Source organism: Pseudomonas sp. TWI929 (assembly GCF_039673335.1).
Taxonomy (GTDB): domain Bacteria; phylum Pseudomonadota; class Gammaproteobacteria; order Pseudomonadales; family Pseudomonadaceae; genus Aquipseudomonas.
The window spans coordinates 1-18,049 of sequence record NZ_JBDJLK010000099.1; the positions used below are offsets into that span (position 1 = coordinate 1).

Genomic DNA, 18,049 nt, shown 5'->3' on the forward strand with positions numbered 1-18,049 from the left:
GGTTCTCAGCCGTGGTGCTGACATTTCTGGGGCCGCTTCGCGGCCCGATCGCGACACAAGGCCGCTCCTACAGCGACCGCGTAAACCAAGGATCAGGCGATCTTCTTCAAGCCCTGCTTCTTCAGCTCTTCATCACGCAGCTCGCGGCGCAAAATCTTGCCCACGTTGGTGGTCGGCAGCGCATCGCGGAACTCGATCTGGCGCGGGACCTTGTAGCCGGTAACGTTGGCACGCATGTGCTCCATCACCTGCTCCTTGGTCACGGTCATGCCCGGCTTGACCACGATGAATACCTTGATCACTTCACCGGACTTCTCGTCCGGCACACCAATGGCCGCGCACTGCAATACACCCGGCAAGGCCGCCAGCACGTCTTCCAGCTCGTTAGGGTAAACGTTGAAGCCCGAGACCAAGATCATGTCCTTCTTGCGGTCGACGATACGCATGTAGCCGTCCGCCTGGATCAGGGCAATGTCGCCGGTCTTCAGCCAGCCTTCGCTGTCGAGGATCTCCGCGGTGGCGTCCTCGCGCTGCCAGTAACCCTTCATCACCTGCGGGCCCTTGACGCACAACTCGCCCACTTCGCCCAGCGGCAGCTCGTTGCCGGCGTCGTCGATGATCTTGCACAAGGTCGATGGCACCGGAATACCGATGGTGCCGACCTGGTTGGCCTCTGCCGGGTTCACCGCAGCCACCGGGCTGGTCTCGGTCATGCCGTAGCCTTCGCAGATGGCACAACCGGTCACGGCCTTCCAGCGCTCGGCCACGCTCAGCTGCAGGGCCATGCCGCCAGACAGGGTAATCTTCAATGCCGAGAAATCCAGGGCACGGAAGGCCTCGTTGTTGCACAAGGCGACAAACAGGGTGTTGAGGCCGACAAAGCCGCTGAACTTCCACTTGCCCAGTTCCTTGACCATGGCCGGCAGGTCACGCGGGTTGCTGATCAGCACGTTGTGGTTGCCAATCAGCATCATAGCCATGCAATGGAAGGTAAAGGCGTAGATGTGGTACAGCGGCAGCGGGGTGATGAGAATTTCACAGCCTTCGTGCAGGTTCGAACCCATCAGCGCCCGGCACTGCAGCATGTTGGCCACCAGGTTGCGGTGGGTCAGCATCGCGCCCTTGGCCACGCCGGTGGTGCCACCGGTGTACTGCAACACCGCCACGTCGTTGGCCTGCGGGTTGGCCTCGGTCACCGGCTGGCCCTTGCCCAGCGCCAGCGCGTCGTTGAAGCGTACGGCACGCGGCAGGTTGTAGGCCGGCACCATCTTCTTCACGTACTTGATCACGCTGTTGATCAGCAGGCGCTTGAGCGGTGGCAGCAGGTCGGCCACTTCGGTGACGATAACGTGCTTGACCTGGGTCTTGGGCACCACCTTCTCGGCCAGGTGGGCCATGTTGGCCAGGCACACCAGGGCCTTGGCGCCGGAGTCGTTGAACTGGTGCTCCATCTCCCGTGCGGTGTACAGCGGGTTGGTGTTGACCACGATCAGCCCGGCACGCATCGCGCCGAATACCACGACCGGGTATTGCAGGACATTGGGCAGCTGCACGGCAATGCGGTCACCCGGCTTGAGGTCGGTATGCTGCTGCAGCCAGGCGGCAAACGCCCCCGACAGCGCATACAACTCGCCATAGGTGATAGTCTTGCCCAGGTTGCTAAAGGCCGGTTTGTCGGCAAAGCGTTGGCAGGATTGCTTGAGTACCGCCTGGATATTGGGGAATTCGTCAGGATTGATTTCCGCCGTAATCCCGGCTGGGTACTTATCCTTCCAAAAATTTTCAATCATGGAAGCCCACTCCTTCAGCAACAGCGAAGTTCGATTCACGCGTCGATGCGCTTATTATTGATATGAGATGACGGCTCGTTGCAAACCGTATCATCTGAAAGCGGGCCGAGAGTAACAGCTTTGCCTGGGGTCGCCTAGAGGCCAAAAACGGCCTAATGGTCACAAAAATGACTCAATGAACAATACAGGTCATTTTTAGAGTATTTATCCAAAATGTCGCTAATCAGGCTGTAAGATGCCTGTTAGAGCGGCTTGAAGGCATTCGCGGCGGTTCGGCGCCCCGATGAACCGCCGCGAACAAGCCACCCCGGTATCAAGCTATGTCACGCAGCTCCCGCCGCAGAATCTTGCCCACCGGCGTCATTGGCAACGACTCGCGCAGCACGATGTGCTTGGGCACCTTGTAGCCGGTGAAGTTGGCCTTGCAGTAGGCCTTCAGCTCATCCACGCTCAACCCACCCTCACGCGGTACCACAAACAGCTTCACCGCCTCGCCGGAACGCTCGTCCGGCACGCCGATAGCCGCACAGTTGGCGACCTTGGGGTGGCCCATTACCACGTCCTCGATCTCGTTGGGGTACACGTTGAAGCCCGAGACGATGATCATGTCCTTCTTGCGGTCGACAATGCGGGTGAAGCCATCCGGGTCGATCACCGCGATGTCGCCGGTCTTGAACCAGCCCTGCGCATCCAGGGCCTGAGCGGTGGCCTCGGGCTGCTGCCAGTAGCCCTTCATCACCTGCGGGCCCTTGATACACAGCTCGCCCCGCTCGCCCAGCGGCATTTCGTTGCCGTCATCGTCGATCACCTTGAACGCGGTGCCCGCCACCGGGATGCCCACCGTGCCCAGGCGCGCCAGCTGGCCATAAGGATTGGTGCTGGCCACCGGAGAGGTTTCGGTCAGGCCGTAGCCTTCTACGATGCGGCAGCCAGTCAGGTCTTCCCAGCGGTCGGCGGTGGCCTTGACCAGCGCCGTGCCGCCGGAGTTGGTGACCTTCAGCGCCGAGAAATCCAGCTGGCGGAAACCCGGGTGGTCCATCAGCGCGACAAACAGGGTATTGAGCCCCAGCAAGGCGGAGAAACGCCACTTGCCCAGCTCCTTGATGAAGCCGGCAATGTCCCGCGGGTTGGTGATCAGCACGTTGTGGTTGCCCGTGACCATCATGCACATGCAATTCGCGGTAAAGGCATAGATGTGGTAGAGCGGCAGCGGGGCAATCATCACCTCCTGGCCATCCTTGAGCAGCTTCTGCCCATCCGGGCCGTGCTGCGAGAAGCAGGCCAGCACCTGCAGCATGTTGGCCACCAGGTTGCCGTGGGTGAGCATGGCGCCCTTGGCCAGGCCGGTGGTGCCACCGGTGTATTGCAGCACGGCGATGTCATCCAGGCTCAATGGCACCGGCCTGGGCGACAGCCCGCGGCCCTGGCGCAGCACCTGCTTGAACGGCACCGCCTGCGGCAACTGGTAGGCCGGCACCATTTTCTTCAGCTTGTCGACCACGGTGTTGACCAGCCAACCCTTGGCGGTAGGCAGCAGGTCGCCCATCTTCGCCTCGATCAGGTATTCGATGCCGGTGTCGGGCAGCACCTCCTGCACGCGCTTGCCGAACATGTTCAGGTACACCAGCGCACGTGCGCCGCTGTCCTTGAACTGGTGGCGCATCTCGCGTTCGGTGTACAGCGGGTTGGTGTTGACCACGATCAGGCCCGCGCGCATGGCACCGAACACGGCGATCGGGTACTGCAGCACGTTGGGCATCTGCACCGCGATGCGGTCGCCCGGCTTGAGGTCGGTATGCTGCTGCAACCAGGCGGCGAAGGCTGCCGAATGGCGCTCCAGCTCCGCGTAGGTCAGGGTTACGCCCAGGTTGCTGAATGCCGGGCGGTCGGCAAAGCGCTTGCAGGAGCGTTCGAACACCTCGACGACCGAGGCGTAGGCATTGATGTCGATGGTGGAAGGCACGCCCGCCGGGCGCTTGTCATTCCAGAAGTCGGCTTGCATTTATTATTGTTCCTCTGCCTGGACCTGCACTGCGTCCTTTAGTCCTTAACCTGATCGCCTGAAGGCAAAAAGGCGTTGATCCGACGTTAGCAGGTAAGCCCAAGGTGGCATATACGCCAAGTGCCGCCATTAACATTGTGAATCTTATTTGTGCCCTTCCTGCAATCTGGCCGGATGTGCATACACTGTCCGGGTACCTGTGCGCACAAGGACCCGCCATGCCCCACGACGCCTTCTGGCTGCCCGCCAGCGAGCACTGCAGCCTGTATGTGCACCAATGGCTGCCGGCCAAGCCGATAAAAGCCGTGGTGCTGCTGGCCCATGGCATGGCCGAGCATGCCGGGCGCTACCAGCGCCTGGGCCATGCCCTGTGCGAGGCCGGCTTTGCCCTGTTCGCCGCCGACCAGCGCGGCCACGGGCGCACCGCCGAGCTGGGCAGCCTCGGCCTGTTCGCCCGCCATCATGGCTGGAATGCCGTGGTCAACGACCTCGGGTCGCTGGCCCAGCACATCGGCCAGCAGTTCCCGTGCACACCGCTGTTCCTGTTCGGCCACAGCATGGGCAGCTACATCGCCCAGGCCTACCTGCTGCACCACAGCGCCAGCCTGCACGGGGCGGTTCTCAGTGGCTCCAACTACCAGCCGGCGGCGCTGTACCGCGTGGCACGGCTGATTGCCCGGCTGGAGACCTGGCGCCAGGGGCCTCTGGGCAAGAGCGCGCTGATCGAGTGGTTGTCGTTCGGCTCGTTCAACAAAGCCTTCAAGCCCAACCGCACGGCGTTCGACTGGCTCAGCCGCGACCCGGCCGAGGTCGACCTGTACGTCAACGACCCGCTGTGCGGCTTTCGCTGCAGCAACCAGTTGTGGCTCGACCTGCTGCAAGGCTTGGCGCAGATCAGCCAGCCGGGTAACCTCGCGCAGATCGATCCGAACCTGCCGATGCTGGTAATCGGTGGGGAATGTGATCCGGTCAGTGCCGGCAAGCGTCTCACCCATCTGGCCGACGCCCTGCGCGCGACCGGCAATCGACATGTACAGCTGCGCGTCTATCCTGAGGCGCGGCATGAAGTACTCAACGAAACCAACCGTGACGAGGTCACCGCCGATATTCTCGGCTGGCTTGAACAGGCACTGGCCCTTGGCCGCCCTGTGCGCAGTGAATGATAGCCGCCCTCGCCTACCGCTTAAGGAAGCCCCGATGTCCCAGGTCACCAACACGCCTTACGAAGCCCTCGAAGTTGGCCAGAAGGCCGAGTACAAGAAGTCCGTTGAAGAACGCGACATCCAGCTGTTCGCTGCGATGTCCGGTGACCACAACCCGGTGCACCTGGACGCCGAGTTCGCGGCCAAGAGCATGTTCCGCGAGCGCATTGCCCATGGCATGTTCAGTGGCGCGCTGATCAGTGCCGCGGTGGCCTGCACCCTGCCTGGCCCTGGCACCATCTACCTGGGCCAGAAAATGAGCTTCCAGAAGCCGGTGAAGATTGGCGATACCCTGACTGTGCGCCTGGAGATTCTCGAGAAGCTGCCCAAGTTCAAGGTGCGCATCGCTACCAATGTGTACAACCAGAATGATGAGCTGGTGGTCGAGGGCGAGGCCGAGATCCTGGCACCGCGCAAGCAGCAGACCGTCGAGCTGGTGTCGCCGCCGAATTTTGTCGCTAGCTGAAGATTGATGTATGCAGTGCCGGCCTTTTCGCGGCGGTTCAGCGCCCCGGTGAACCCGCGAAGAGGCCAGCGCAGCAAACATCATTCAATAGCCTGTAGCCGCCGCTCGATATGCCTGCGCTCGGGCTCCTGCCGAGTCAGCGCCAGCGCCTGCCGCCATGCCGCCCGCGCCTCTTCTATCTGCCCCAACTGGTAATGCAATTCACCCCGCGCCGCATGCGCCAGGTGATAGTCCAGCAACTCACCCCGCGCCAGAATCCCTTCCACCGCTCGCAAGCCAACCGCCGGCCCGTCCCGCTTGGCCAGCGCCACCGCCCGGTTCAGCTCCACCACCGCTGACGGCCAATGCCGCTGCAACACGTCATACAGCCCGACGATTTCGGCCCAATCCGTTTCTTCAGCCGTTGCCGCTTCGGCATGCACCGCAGCAATCGCCGCCTGCAGGCTATAGGCGCCGAAGCCCCTGCTTTGCAGGGCCTGGCGCACCAGCTCGCAGCCTTCGGCAATGCGCTGCCGGTCCCACAAGCCACGGTCCTGCTGCTCCAGCAGCACCAGGTTACCCTGGCCATCGGTACGTGCCCGCTGACGGGACGCCTGCAGCAGCATCAAGGCCAGCAGGCCGACCGCCTCTGGGTCGGGCAACAACTGCACCAGTAACCGCGCCAGGCGAATGGCTTCATCGCTCAGCTCCTGTTGCAGCAGCGCCTCGCCCGACGACGCCGAATAACCCTCGTTGAACACCAGGTAGATCACCCGCAACACGCTCTCCAGGCGCTCGGGCAGTTCGTTCAGCTCCGGTACCTGGTAGGGGATGCCGGCATCGCGGATCTTGGCCTTGGCGCGGACGATGCGCTGGGCGATGGTGGCCGGGCTTTGCAGGAAGGCGCGGGCGATCTGCTCGGTGGTGAGGTCGCAGACTTCGCGCAGGGTCAGCGGCACCTGGGCATCTGCCGCCAGTGCCGGATGGCAGCAGGTGAAAATCAGCCGCAGGCGGTCGTCCGCCAGCAGTTCTTCCTCGCTGGGGTCCTGCGCCTGCCCCTCCAGCTGCATGCTCAGGTCCGCCTGAGAGCGGTCGAAACGGGCGCGCCGGCGCAGCGCATCAATGGCCTTGAAGCGCCCGGTGGAAACCAGCCAAGCCCGCGGGTTGTCGGGGATGCCGTCGCGCTGCCAGCGCTCGACGGCGATGAAGAAGGCATCGTGCATGGCCTCCTCGGCCAGGTCGAAATCACCCAACAGGCGGATCAGCGTCGCCAGGATGCGCCGCGACTCCCGCCGGTACACCGCCTCGACTTCGGCGCGTACCTGCGCCAGTGCCGCCATCAGTCAGGCATCCGCAGGGTCACCACCTCCACCAGGCGGTCCAGGCTTTCTCCCCAGCCCTGGTGGAAGCCCATTTCCTCATGGGCACGGCAGTCGGTGGCACTCCAGTGCAAGGCACGGGCGGTGTAGCGGGTTTTGCCGTGTTCCTCGTCAAAACTGATCACGGCAGTCATGAAGGCCTTGTCCGAAGGTACCCAACCTGGGCCGAAGGCATCGGTGAACACCAGCCGACGCGGTGCGGCAATTTCCAGAAACACCCCCTGGTTCGGATACTCGCTGCCATCCGGTGCACGCATCAGGGTGCGGAACAGGCCACCGGTCCACAACTGCATCTCGCACTCCGGGGTAGTCATGCCGTGCGGCCCCCACCACTGCATCAGCCACTGGGGCTCGGTCCAGGCGCGGAACACCTTGGCCGGTGGCGCGTCGATCAGGCGGCTGATAGACAACTCGTGCTGCGCTTGCGCAGGTTGTGCAAGGCTCATGCTGATAGTTCTCCGTTGCTGTCAGGGTTGCAGTTCGCGTACCGGTCGCACCTCGACACTGCCGACCCGCGCGGCGGGGATGCCCTTGGCGATGTTCAGCGCTTCGTTCAGGTCGCGGGCCTCCACCAGGTAAAAACCGGCCAGTTGCTCCTTGGTTTCGGCGAACGGGCCGTCGGTCAGGCTCATGTGCCCATTGCGCATGCGCACCGTGGTGGCAGTCTGTACCGGCTTCAGCGCCTCGGCCGCCAGCATTCGCCCTGAGCCTTGAATGGCTTCGGCGTAGGCCATGCACTCGGCGTCTTCCGGGCTGTCGGGCAGGCTGTGCAGCAGCCCTTCGTCACAATAGACCAGGCACAGGTATTTCATGGTCGCCTCCAGGGCATTGGCAAAGTGCGTTTGGCGATAACGGCTCAGGGCTTGAGATCGAACAGGGCTTTTTGCGTTTCCATGTCGAATGGCGCTGACCAGTGTTCGTGGATCACCTGCCACTGGCCACCTTGACGACGATAGCCCACGGTGGCGCGCATGAAGCCGCACTGGCTGGCGTCGTCCGCCGGCCCGCAGCGGTTCAGCCAGTGGGCCAGGGCCAGGTCGCCTGTGGCATGCACGGTTAGTTCGGCGAGCTCGAAGACCATGGCGCCAGGGCACATGCTCATGCACATTTCCCAGTGCGCCGTGTACACGGCCTTGCCTTTGAATTGCAGGGACTGGATGGCATCGAAAGCAACGATGTCGTCGGCATAGGGGGCGATGATGTTGGGGATGTCGCGATCGCGCACGGCCTGCATCCAGCGCTCGATCAGTTGGCGGATCTCGGTTTCGGCTGCGGTGCTCATCGGGGTTCCTCCGACAGGTCATAGGGTTTTGACACGCTGTGGCGCATGCCTTCACCTATGGTCGAACGGAAATCGGAGGAATCGACAGGCGTTGGAAATTAATCTGCTTTGGTATTGGCAAATCATTGCCGAGGAAAAACCGTCTGATCGGCCACCGGAGACAACTGTAGGAGCGGCCTTGTGTCGCGAAAGGGCTGCGAAGCAGCCCCAAGGTTTTAGCGCAGATGCACAAATTGCTGGGGCTGCTTTGCAGCCCTTTCGCGACACAAGGCCGCTCCTACAAGGATTGCGCTGCATGCAGGTTCCGCGCAATCCTGCAGGTGGCCGCTCAACCCTGCTGGCAACCTTCACCCATGGCACGGTACTGGATGGTGTGCACTTGGCCCTGGTGGTCTTCGTAGGTCATGGTCGCAGGTACCACTTCGCAGACATTGGGGATGGTCGACAGGTTGATCACCCGCTTGATGTCCAGGTTCATGGTGTAGTCGTACTGCTGGGCCACAGGCTCGCTGGAGACAGGTTTGGCCTCATCGGCAAGGGCGAACGAGGACATACCGACCAATGCAAGAATCAGTAATGGTTTCATGTGGGTTTGCCTTTTGAGCATTCAAGCTGATCGATTGACTTCTATTGCCGCAAGCGGCGCGGAGAAGTTGCCATCTACGGTGAAGATGGCACGAAGTACCGATCCCGCTTCGTACTGCCAGGGGGGATGTGTAAAAGTCTACTCCCGGCCTGGAATAGTTGAACCCCGGAGTCGGATATTCACCCTTGCCGGTTTTGCAACAATCTGCGACAAAACGGCTGCAAATCATCGGGCCAGAGCCTCTGGCCACCTATAAAGGTAGGACTCGCCATTTCTGAAAATTTGTCCTGTTCGAAACTTTCGGGCACAGAACGCCGGCTGCTGGACCACTTTTACCGCCGCCACGGCTCGCGCATGCGTGCTACGGGCGATGCTGCGCTGTGGGTGGCGCGGGGCCCAGGCATCATCGCCGGCCTGAGCCTGAGTAGCGTGGGCGAGGGTTTCTGGCTGACCGGCCTGTTCGTCGACCCGCAGCGGCGCAGCCAGGGGGTGGCCGCGCGGTTGGTCGAGGCAGCGCTGGGACAGGCTGACGGGCCTACCTGGCTGTTCTGCCACCCGGACCTGGTGCCCTTCTACCAGTCCCTGGGTTTCGACCTGGCCCAGCAACTGCCGGAAACCCTGGCAGGCCGCCTGCAGCGCTACCAGCGCAGCAAACGCCTGGTAGCAATGCAACGGGGTCAGTCGTCGCTGGCGTCAAGCCCGGGGAACAGCACCTCAGTGTAGCCGAACCTGGCGAAGTCCTGGATGCGCGACGGGTACAGCCGGCCGATCAGGTGGTCGCACTCATGCTGCACCACCCGCGCATGGAAGCCGTCGGCAAAGCGGTTGATCGGGTTGCCCTGGGGGTCGAGGCCTTCGTAGCAGATGTGCTTGAAGCGCGGTACCACGCCACGCAGGCCAGGCACCGACAGGCAACCTTCCCAACCGTCCTCCACCTCGGTGGATATTGGGGTGATTACCGGGTTGAGCAGAATGGTCTTTGGCACCGCTTCGGCATCCGGGTAGCGCTCGCTGCGCTCGAAACCGAAGATCACCAACTGCAGGTCGATGCCGATTTGCGGCGCAGCCAGGCCCACGCCGCCCACATGGCACATGGTTTCGAACATGTCGTCGATCAGTTGCTGCAGTTCGGCACTACCGAGCATATGTTCGGGCACTGGCGGGGCGATGCGCAGCAAGCGTTCGTCGCCCATCTTGAGAATGTCACGGATCATCTGGGGTTCGGCTCGGAAGGTTGGGGCTCGCTCGGTATCGGGTGCTCATGGCCCAGCACGGTAATGGTGTCGCCGGGCTTGTGCCCCTCGAAATCCTTTTCGCCAGGGTTCTTGCCCCCACTCGACATGTGCTCAATCACTGCGTTCATTTCCGCGCCCAACAGCAACACGGCAGCGGAAATATAGAAATACAGCAATAACACGATGATTGCACCGATACTGCCGTACATGGCGTTGTAGTCGGCAAAGGTTTTCACGTAATAGGCAAAACCCAACGACGCCACGATCCACACCACCACCGCCAGCACCGAGCCTGGGGTGATGAAGCGAAACTGCTGTTTCACATCGGGCATCACGTAGTAGATCAGCGCCACCGCCACCATCATCAGGATGATGATGGCCGGCCAACGCAGGATGGTCCACACCGTGACGATCACCTCCTGCATACCGACCTGGGCGGCAATCCACTCCATCACCTGCGGCCCCAGCACCATCAGCGCCGCGGCCACCAGCAACATGCCGGCGATGCCGACGGTGTAGATGATCGACAGCGGAATGCGCTTCCATACCGGGCGGCCCTCGGGTACGTCGTAGGCGGCGTTCATCGCGCTCATCATCAGGCGCACGCCGGCCGATGCCGTCCACAGGGCAATCACGATACCTACCGACAGCAGCCCGCCCTTGGACTGCTGCAACTGGTCGATTACCGGGTTCACCTGCTCCAGTGCCTGTGGCGGCAGCACCAGCTCCGATTGCAGGCGCAGCCAGGAGAAGAAGTCCGGCAAGTGCAGGAAACCGATCAGGGCAATCAGGAACAGCAGGAACGGGAACAGCGAAAACAGCATCTGGTAGGCCAGCGCGGAGGCATAGGTCGACATCTCGTCGTCGAGGAATTCCTTGACGGTGCGTACCAGCACGCGGTGCAGGGGCAGGCCGCGCAGGTCGGGGAAAATCATAGCGTCTCCTTTCGCCGCTTGATCGTTACAACAGGCAAGTTTAATAGACCATGCCGTTGCTGTGCTGCTCCCGCCCATGCTTGAAGAATTTGCTTACGCCAGTACCGGCCTCTTCGCGGGTGAATCCGCTAAGAGGCCAGCACAGGCCACTTCAAATCAAGGTTTTTTCACCGCATCCTTCACATTGCCCTTGATCTGCTGCGCCTCGCCTTTCAGTTCCTGCGCCTTGCCCTCGGCCCGCAGCTTGTCGTTGTCGGTCACCTTGCCGACACCTTGCTTGATGTTGCCGATCGCTTCGTTGGCCAGGCCTTTCGCTTTGTCTTTGGTACCGCTCATGGCAAAACTCCTGCAATGGGAGACACGTGAACCGTGTCGACAGAGGGTGGACCCAACGCTTTCGCCAGGAGTTTCAACGGATTTTCCACCCGCAGGCCGAGTGGTGGGATTCAAGAGCGCTACTGCACCGGTGACTACAGCGGATGGGGCAACTTCCGAGGTGAGCCTGCCGGTTCGGCGATAGGGCCATCAAACCTTGCCCCACTACCCGCCACCCCTCACAATGCAGGCCTTCATAGCGTCAACCCGCAGGAACCTGCATGAAACTCGACAAACCCGCCGCCATCGCCCGGCGCAACGAAGCACTGGCCCGCCCGGTGCTGAACAGCAGCAACACCCTGTTCGCCATCCTGGACAAAAAACGCAACCTGTGGTGGTTCGAAGTGCCGGTGGCGCTGCTACGCAAGGGCCAGGCCGACTGGGTCAACCTGCTGCTGCACACGCCAGAAAGCGATGAGCTGCAGCACCTGAAAGTGCCCACCAACTTCCTCAAGGCTCACCTGGAGCAGATGGAAGTGCGCAAGCCCGGCAAGCGCCGCTCGACCATCAGCCTGGCCCTCAGCGCCGACCGCGACTCGCTGCTGCGCGACACCCGCCCGGGTGGCGAGCAGCTGGACTTCCGCAACTTCGTGCAGGCCTGATCAGGCCTTCTCGATGCGATCGTCATGGATGACGATCAGGCCTTGCTTGAACAACCCGCCAATGGCCTTCTTGAAGTTGCCCTTGCTGACGTTGAACAGCTTGCTGATCAGCGCCGGGTCGCTCTTGTCACACACCCCCAGCACCCCGCCTTCGGCCTCCAGGCGCGCCATGATCTGCTCTTGCAGGCTGTCGGCCAGGGCCGCGCCCACCGGTTGCAGGCTCAGGGCGATCTTGCCGTCGTGGCGCACTTCCTTGATGAAGCCCTTCTCGTGCATGCCCGAACGCAGGAACTTGAACACCTCGTTCTTGTGGATCAGGCCCCAGTGGCGGTTGTTGATGATGGCCTTGAAGCCCATCGGCGTCTCGCCGGCCACCAGCAGCTCGACCGGCTGGCCAACCTTGTAGTCGCCTGGGGTGACGTCGAGGTAGCGGTCCAGCCGTGAAGTGGCGGTAATACGGCGGGTGCGCTTGTCGAGGTAGACGTGCACCACGCAGTAATCACCAATCTTCAGCGGCCGCGCCTCTTCCGAGTACGGCATCAGCAAGTCCTTGGACAGGCCCCAGTCGAGGAAGATGCCGGCACCGTTGATATCCTTGACCTTGAGGCTGGCGAACTCACCGACCTGCACCTTGGGCTTTTCGGTGGTGGCGATCAGCTGATCTTCGCTGTCCAGGTAGATGAACACGTTCAGCCAGTCATCCACTTCGGTTTCGGCGTTTTTCGGGATATAGCGCCCAGGCAGCAGGATCTCGCCGTCGGCACCGCCGTCCAGGTACAGGCCGAAGTCCACGTGTTTCACGATTTGCAAACTGTTGTAACGCCCAAGCAGAGCCATTTCTGATGATCCTCAAGACAAGGGGGCTATTTTCCGGATAGACACGGGGTGGTGTCAAAGCTTCCGGACGGTTGCCCCGTTGTGCTTGATGTTCTGGGGCGCTGGATCAGAAATCGTAGCGCAGGTTGAGCATGGTGTTACGGGGGGCTCCATAGTGGGCATAGCTACCGGCCATGCCGGCGTAATACTTCTCATCGAACAGATTGTTGACGTTGACCGTGGCCGACAAGTTGTCATTGATCTGATAGCGGGCCATCAGGCTGGCAACGGTGTAGTCGTCTTGCGTTACGCGCGTGTTCAAGCGGACATAAGAGAGCGACGAACTCGAGTTCCAGTTTGCACCACCGCCAATGGTCAGCTTGTTCCAGTCGCCCTGGAAGCGGTAAGTCGTCCACAGACGGAAGGTGTCCATGGGTAGCTGAGTGGTCTGACGGTTGCCGTCAGAGTCTTCTGTGCGCGAATGGCTATAACCCGTCTGGATGTTCCAGCCTGGCAGTACTTCCCCAGACAGCTCAAGGTCGATACCTTTGGTTTCTGCGCCAGAAACAGCACGATAAGCTTGGTTAAGGTCGGGGGTCTTGTTAGTGCCATCCTCTACCGCGAAGTTATCACGCTGAATCAGGTAAACGGCCGCATTGGCATTCAGGCGGCCTTCATAAAACTCGCCTTTCCAACCCAGCTCATAGTTCTTGCCAACTACGGGTTCGAGGGTCTGCCCGGAGACATCCTGAGAAGACTGCGGTTTGAAGATGTCCGTATAGCTGGCGTAGACAGACTGCTCTGCGGTCAGATCGTAAACGATGCCGGCATAAGGGGTGACGACACCATTTTCGCGAATCTTGGTGGGTGGCGTCCGGGTAGTGCTGGTCAGCACATTCAGCGAGTAATCGTAGTTGTACCTGGAGACCCGAGCGCCAAGTATGAAATGCAAATCGTCAGTGACGTTGAATCGTCCTGCAAGGTAATAGCCGCTCTGCCGGGTAGCGACGTTGTAGTCCAGGAAAGGCACGTAGCTGTCCGCATTGGGTCGCGCCATCTGGTTGTTCCAATTGTAGTAATCGATGGTTGTAGACGGCGCATCGGATTCATCGTGCTGGTTTTCGTAATCCTGAAAGTTGTAACCCATGATCACTTCATGGCGCTGGCCCAATAGTTCGAATGGGCCTTGCAGGGTGACATCGACACCTTTCTGGGTCTGGGTCGCCTTGGCGATGGCCGGGATGATCGGTACCGCACCGGTTGCCTGATTGATATAGGCAACGTTGGTTGTTGTACGCAGATAGGCGGAGTCGGTGTCGCGATCCACATCCATGTAGTTGGCAGCGATCTTGAATTGCCAGTCATTGGCCAGTTCTTGTTCCAGGCCGAATGTATAGTTGGTGGTCTCGATTTCGTCATACATCCAGCGTGCGCCGGAACTTTTTGAACGAGAGAAATCTGTAGCTTGGCCGTTGCTGAAGAGCATTGGAACCCCCGGGGCGCCGTCTGCCCGGTACTTCTGGTGGTCGATGCTGAAGCGGCCAACGGTGGTGTCGGTCAGGTCTGCCTCAAGCACGCCGTAGACCAGATCACGCTTCTGGCTGTACCAGTCCATGAACGTATCATTGTCCTGCTTGGCCGCAACGAATCGGCCACGAACGTTACCGCTGTCTGTCAGTGGCCCTGAAACATCCGCCTCGGCGCGGTAGTAATCCCAGGAACCTACCCCTGCCTGAATGTGAGACTTGAATTCACGGGTCGGGCGCTTGCGGATCAGGTTGACGACGCCACTCGGGTCGCCAGCGCCCGTCATCAGGCCGGTAGCGCCGCGGATGATTTCGACTCGATCGTACAGGGCCATGTCCAGCAAGGTACTGGGCATGTTGCGGGTCTGGTTTTCCTGTGTGGTGGTGACGCCATCGATCTGATACGTATTGATTGCGCTGCCGCGAGAGTAAATGTTGAAGCGCTCGCCACCGTCCTGCGACATGGTGATACCCGGTGTCTGGTTTAGCACATCGGTCATGGTAGCCAAATGTTGGTCATCCATGCGTTGACGCGTGATCACAGTAATCGTCTGCGGTGTCTCCCGAATCGACAGGTTCATCTTGGTCGCCGTACTGGTCGACCCAGTCGTATAGGACCCGGTCCCCTCCGTCGTAGCCCCCAAGCCCGAGGCATTGATGCTGGTCGCGGCCAGTTCGAGAGCGCCCTCTGAAGCCCTTGGCAACAACACATAATTGCCATTGCTTGCGGCCATCACCTGCAGCTCACTCCCTGCCAGCAACCGGGCGAAACCTTGTTCGACGCTGTAAGTGCCCTGCAGCCCCGGGCTGTGCTTGCCCTGGGTCAGCTCGGCCTCGAACGAAAGCACCACCCCAGCATCGCTGGCAAAGCGGCTGAGCACCGACCCCAGCGGGCCGGCGGCGATGGCGTAGCTACGCGAGGCTTCGGCGGCACGGGCCTGCCCGGCGCTGCTTAGCGGGTGGACCACACCAGCCTGCAGCAGCAACGCGGCACTGAACATGGCGACGACGAGGGGTTTTCTGGGGTAGGCGTGGTGGGTAACGCGGCGCTGCATGGGGGGCTCCTTCAAAGGCCTGTGGTGGCGGTTTGCAGGAGGGGTCGGGTGAAACGGGGAAACCGACAATGCAAACGAGAAATATTTTTAAAAAATCCATCAGCGGGCATGTTGGGGGCGCTTTGCGCCCCATCGCCGGCAAGCCAGCTCCCACATCGACCTCATCGGCCTCAAGTCATGCACAGTACCTGTGGGAGCTGGCTTGCCGGCGATGAGGCCAGCTCAGACAACAAAAAACTGTAACCACCAGGGCATCAACCCAATGGCCGCACCCGCACCCAGAAACGTGTGCGGGTCTCGATGCGCACCGGCAGCGCCTGGGCAATCGCCTGCAGTGCACGCGCGGTATCGTACAGCGGGAAGGCCCCGGACAGGCGCAACTGCGCCACCTCCCTGGCACACTCGATAAAGCCTGGGCGATAGCGCTGCAGTTCCTCCAGTACCTTGCCCAGCGGCCAGTCGTCGATCACCAGCCGGCCATTGACCCACTCGTCGCGGTTGGGGTCGAGCAGCTGCGGCGCCGGCAGTGGCCCGGTGCCAAAACGTAGGCTCATGCCCGCCTCCACCCGCAGCGCCTCGCCGTCTGCCCGGTTGCGCACAGCGACGGCATGTTCCAGCACGTCCAGTTCGGTCTGCCCGTCCAGCTGGCGCACGACAAAGCGCGTGCCCAGGGCACGCATCTCACCCTGCTGGCTGCGCACCCTGAGTGGCCGGGCATCCTTGGCCGTACTCACCATGATCTCCCCGGTACGCAGGATGATCAGGCGCTGCTTCTGGTCATAGCGAATGTCTACGGCACTGGCTGTATTCAGCGTCAGCTGCGTGCCATCCGCCAAGCGCAACTGGCGCCGCTCACCGGTAACCGTGCGCGCATCGGCCAACCACAGCGGCGTTTGCCGATAGCCCGTCCAAGCCAGGCCAGAGACACCAAGGCCCAGCACCAGCCCCTTGAGCACGGTACGTCGCCCCGCCAACGGCGGCTCTACCGCCAAGGTACGTTGCGCCACCGTCGCCGGCACGCTGCGCAGCTCGGTGTGAAATGCCTCCAGCCGCTGCCAGGCCCATTGGTGCACAGGGTCGCCCTGATGCCAGGCCTGCCAGCGTTGGTACAGCGCCGGGTAATCGGCCCCCGCGCTCAGCTGCGCATGCCACTGCGCCGCATCACGCAGCGCCTGACGTTGCTGTGCCGGGGTCACAGCTCGGCATCCAGCGCGAACAGCAGGCACTGCTCGGTGGCCTTGGCGATGTACTTGGTCACCGAACTGACCGACACCCCCAGGCGCTCGGCGATTTCGGCGTAGCTCAAGCCTTCGAGATGCGACAGAAACAGGGCCTGGCGCACTTTGTGGTTGAGGCCGTCCAGCATGGCGTCAAGTTGCAGCAGCGTTTCCAGCAGCAGCAAGCGCTGCTCGGGCGATGCTTCCAGTAACTCCGGCTGCTGCGCCAAGGTTTCCAGGTACGCCTGTTCCAGCGAGCGCCGGCGCAAGTGGTCGACCATCACCCGCTTGGCCACCGTCGCCAGAAAATTTCGCGGTTCCCGCAGCGGGTGGGCAACCGTACTGGCGATCAGCCGCACAAAGGTATCCTGAGTCAAGTCCGCTGCTCGCTCGCGGTCGCCCAGCCGCCGGCGCAGCCAGCCTTGCAACCAGCCGCTGTGTTCGCGGTACAGGCAGTGCATGTCATCGTGCGGTGCAGGCGGAACCTTGTACACGCAATCATCCTTGTAACGATGCGGATAAGAATTACTCGCAATAATAGTGAGATTGCCGATGGAAGGAAACCGCCATTGCAGCACTGCAGTGGAACCGTGCGGCTACCCTTACGTCTACCGATTGGCCGCCACTGCAAGGAACAGCACATGCCTTTACGCCTGTCCAAAGCCCTGCTCATCGCCATCGGCTTCGCCCTGGCCCTGGCCGCCTGCAGCCGCATCGACCTGGCCTACCGCAACCTCGACCGCCTGGTGCCGTGGTCGTTGGGCGACTACCTGGACATGAACCGTGAGCAGAAGGCCTTGCTCGACGACCGGCTGAAGGAGCACCTGGCCTGGCATTGCAAGACCCAGCTGCCTGGCTACCTCGACTGGCTGGACCGGGTACGCGGCATGGTCGCCGACGACCAGGTGACCGACCAGGCCCTGCAGCTACGCACCCGTGAAGCCCGCGAGGCGATTGGCCGGGTGGCAGAAGAGATCACCCCGTCTGCCACTGAATTGTTACGTGGCATGAGCGATACCCAGGTGGCGGAGATGCGCGACGCCTTCCACCAGGACATCAGCGAACGGCAGAAGCTGTATGTCGATACGCCGTTGGCCAAGCAGATCGCCCGCCGTACCGAACGTATGGAGAAACGCCTGACGCCGTGGTTTGGCGAGCTGACCCCGGAGCAGGCGCAGCGCGTGCAAGCCTGGTCGCAGGCGCTGGGCGACCAGAACCGCGAATGGATCGCCAACCGCGCCCATTGGCAGCAGCAACTGCTGCTGGCGATGAACCAGCGCAATGACACCAGCTTCGAGCCACGCCTGGCGACGTTGTTGCAGCGCAAGGAGAGTTTGTGGACGCCGGAGTACCGGGCGGCGTATCAGAACACCGAGCGGCAGGCGCGCAGCTTGCTGGTGGACTTGGTGCACCAGAGCACACCGCAGCAGCGGCGTTTCTTGCAGGAACGGCTGGGCAAGGTGCGTACAGACTTCAGTGAGTTGAAGTGTATGAAGGGGTGATGGTGTAAAGCAGGCCTGGCCTCTTCGCGGGTAAATCGGATCGCCGCACCGCCGCTCCCACAGGGAACCCACAGTTCTCAAGGGCTGTGCTGTACCTGTG

The 18,049-nt window shown here is 61.7% G+C and carries 19 protein-coding genes; 5 read left to right on the plus strand and 14 right to left on the minus strand.

The features are described from left to right. Positions 1-92 precede the first annotated feature (92 nt). Both fadD1 and fadD2 read right to left on the minus strand, forming a co-directional pair. On the minus strand, positions 93-1,790 hold the full coding sequence (gene fadD1 / locus ABE456_RS25140; RefSeq protein WP_346646348.1) for a long-chain-fatty-acid--CoA ligase FadD1: 1,698 nt from the start codon (positions 1,788-1,790) through the stop codon (positions 93-95). A 313-nt stretch (positions 1,791-2,103) separates the two neighbouring features. Beyond that, the gene (gene fadD2, locus ABE456_RS25145; RefSeq protein ID WP_346646349.1) at positions 2,104-3,792 is read right to left on the minus strand and encodes a long-chain-fatty-acid--CoA ligase FadD2; all 1,689 of its coding nucleotides are present in this window, start codon (positions 3,790-3,792) and stop codon (positions 2,104-2,106) included. 218 nt (positions 3,793-4,010) lie between these two features. Here fadD2 and ABE456_RS25150 point away from each other — a divergent pair, with 218 nt between their 5' ends. Beyond that, positions 4,011-4,955: a lysophospholipase gene (locus ABE456_RS25150; protein ID WP_346646350.1), complete on the plus strand. Its 945-nt coding sequence runs from the start codon at positions 4,011-4,013 to the stop codon at positions 4,953-4,955. 34 nt (positions 4,956-4,989) lie between these two features. Beyond that, positions 4,990-5,460 (plus strand): MaoC family dehydratase, encoded by a 471-nt coding sequence (locus ABE456_RS25155; RefSeq protein WP_051099445.1) that lies wholly within the window; start codon positions 4,990-4,992, stop codon positions 5,458-5,460. An 80-nt stretch (positions 5,461-5,540) separates the two neighbouring features. On the opposite strand, the gene ABE456_RS25160 is transcribed toward ABE456_RS25155, so the two are convergent. The 5 genes from ABE456_RS25160 to ABE456_RS25180 form a co-directional block, all read right to left on the minus strand. Beyond that, positions 5,541-6,779 carry an RNA polymerase sigma factor gene (locus ABE456_RS25160; RefSeq protein ID WP_346646351.1) on the minus strand — a complete coding sequence of 413 codons (1,239 nt, stop codon included), beginning with the start codon at positions 6,777-6,779 and terminating at the stop codon, positions 5,541-5,543. Further along, entirely contained in the window at positions 6,779-7,264 is a 486-nt protein-coding gene (locus tag ABE456_RS25165; protein ID WP_346646352.1) for an SRPBCC family protein, read from the minus strand. Before ABE456_RS25165 ends, ABE456_RS25160 begins: the two co-directional genes overlap by 1 nt. A gap of 21 nt (positions 7,265-7,285) precedes the next feature. Beyond that, complete coding sequence (locus ABE456_RS25170) at positions 7,286-7,630, minus strand: YciI family protein (RefSeq protein ID WP_051099448.1); 345 nt, start codon at positions 7,628-7,630, stop codon at positions 7,286-7,288. 44 nt (positions 7,631-7,674) lie between these two features. After that, complete coding sequence (locus tag ABE456_RS25175; RefSeq protein WP_346646353.1) at positions 7,675-8,100, minus strand: nuclear transport factor 2 family protein; 426 nt, start codon at positions 8,098-8,100, stop codon at positions 7,675-7,677. 328 nt (positions 8,101-8,428) lie between these two features. Beyond that, positions 8,429-8,686, minus strand: coding sequence for a DUF2790 domain-containing protein (locus ABE456_RS25180; RefSeq protein ID WP_019471041.1), 258 nt, complete (start codon positions 8,684-8,686; stop codon positions 8,429-8,431). A 354-nt stretch (positions 8,687-9,040) separates the two neighbouring features. Here ABE456_RS25180 and ABE456_RS25185 point away from each other — a divergent pair, with 354 nt between their 5' ends. After that, positions 9,041-9,409, plus strand: a complete 369-nt coding sequence (locus tag ABE456_RS25185) for a GNAT family N-acetyltransferase (RefSeq protein ID WP_346646354.1) — start codon at positions 9,041-9,043, stop codon at positions 9,407-9,409. Here the strand turns inward: ABE456_RS25185 and def are convergent. From def to ABE456_RS25200, 3 genes are all read right to left on the minus strand, one after another. Beyond that, entirely contained in the window at positions 9,364-9,900 is a 537-nt protein-coding gene (gene def, locus ABE456_RS25190) for a peptide deformylase (RefSeq protein ID WP_346646355.1), read from the minus strand. The two genes, ABE456_RS25185 and def, sit on opposite strands and share 46 nt — an antisense overlap. Further along, entirely contained in the window at positions 9,897-10,856 is a 960-nt protein-coding gene (locus ABE456_RS25195) for a YihY/virulence factor BrkB family protein (RefSeq protein WP_346646356.1), read from the minus strand. Before ABE456_RS25195 ends, def begins: the two co-directional genes overlap by 4 nt. Before the next feature lie 156 nt (positions 10,857-11,012). Next, positions 11,013-11,192, minus strand: coding sequence for a CsbD family protein (locus ABE456_RS25200; protein ID WP_110637020.1), 180 nt, complete (start codon positions 11,190-11,192; stop codon positions 11,013-11,015). Between the two features lie 260 nt (positions 11,193-11,452). Between ABE456_RS25200 and ABE456_RS25205 the strand changes: the two genes are divergently transcribed. Then, positions 11,453-11,833 carry a hypothetical protein gene (locus tag ABE456_RS25205; RefSeq protein WP_346646357.1) on the plus strand — a complete coding sequence of 127 codons (381 nt, stop codon included), beginning with the start codon at positions 11,453-11,455 and terminating at the stop codon, positions 11,831-11,833. Here the strand turns inward: ABE456_RS25205 and ABE456_RS25210 are convergent, their stop codons facing one another. The 4 genes from ABE456_RS25210 to ABE456_RS25225 all read right to left on the minus strand — a co-directional run bounded on the left by ABE456_RS25210 (position 11,834) and on the right by ABE456_RS25225 (position 16,941). Next, the gene (locus ABE456_RS25210) at positions 11,834-12,670 is read right to left on the minus strand and encodes a S1-like domain-containing RNA-binding protein (RefSeq protein ID WP_346646358.1); all 837 of its coding nucleotides are present in this window, start codon (positions 12,668-12,670) and stop codon (positions 11,834-11,836) included. Between the two features lie 106 nt (positions 12,671-12,776). Then, the gene (locus tag ABE456_RS25215; protein WP_346646359.1) at positions 12,777-15,230 is read right to left on the minus strand and encodes a TonB-dependent siderophore receptor; all 2,454 of its coding nucleotides are present in this window, start codon (positions 15,228-15,230) and stop codon (positions 12,777-12,779) included. A gap of 254 nt (positions 15,231-15,484) precedes the next feature. Further along, the gene (locus ABE456_RS25220; protein WP_346646360.1) at positions 15,485-16,426 is read right to left on the minus strand and encodes a FecR domain-containing protein; all 942 of its coding nucleotides are present in this window, start codon (positions 16,424-16,426) and stop codon (positions 15,485-15,487) included. Continuing rightward, the gene (locus tag ABE456_RS25225) at positions 16,423-16,941 is read right to left on the minus strand and encodes a sigma-70 family RNA polymerase sigma factor (RefSeq protein ID WP_346646361.1); all 519 of its coding nucleotides are present in this window, start codon (positions 16,939-16,941) and stop codon (positions 16,423-16,425) included. Before ABE456_RS25225 ends, ABE456_RS25220 begins: the two co-directional genes overlap by 4 nt. Positions 16,942-17,088: 147 nt before the next feature. Here ABE456_RS25225 and ABE456_RS25230 point away from each other — a divergent pair, with 147 nt between their 5' ends. Beyond that, entirely contained in the window at positions 17,089-17,949 is an 861-nt protein-coding gene (locus ABE456_RS25230; RefSeq protein ID WP_346646362.1) for a DUF6279 family lipoprotein, read from the plus strand. Positions 17,950-18,049 lie beyond the last annotated feature (100 nt).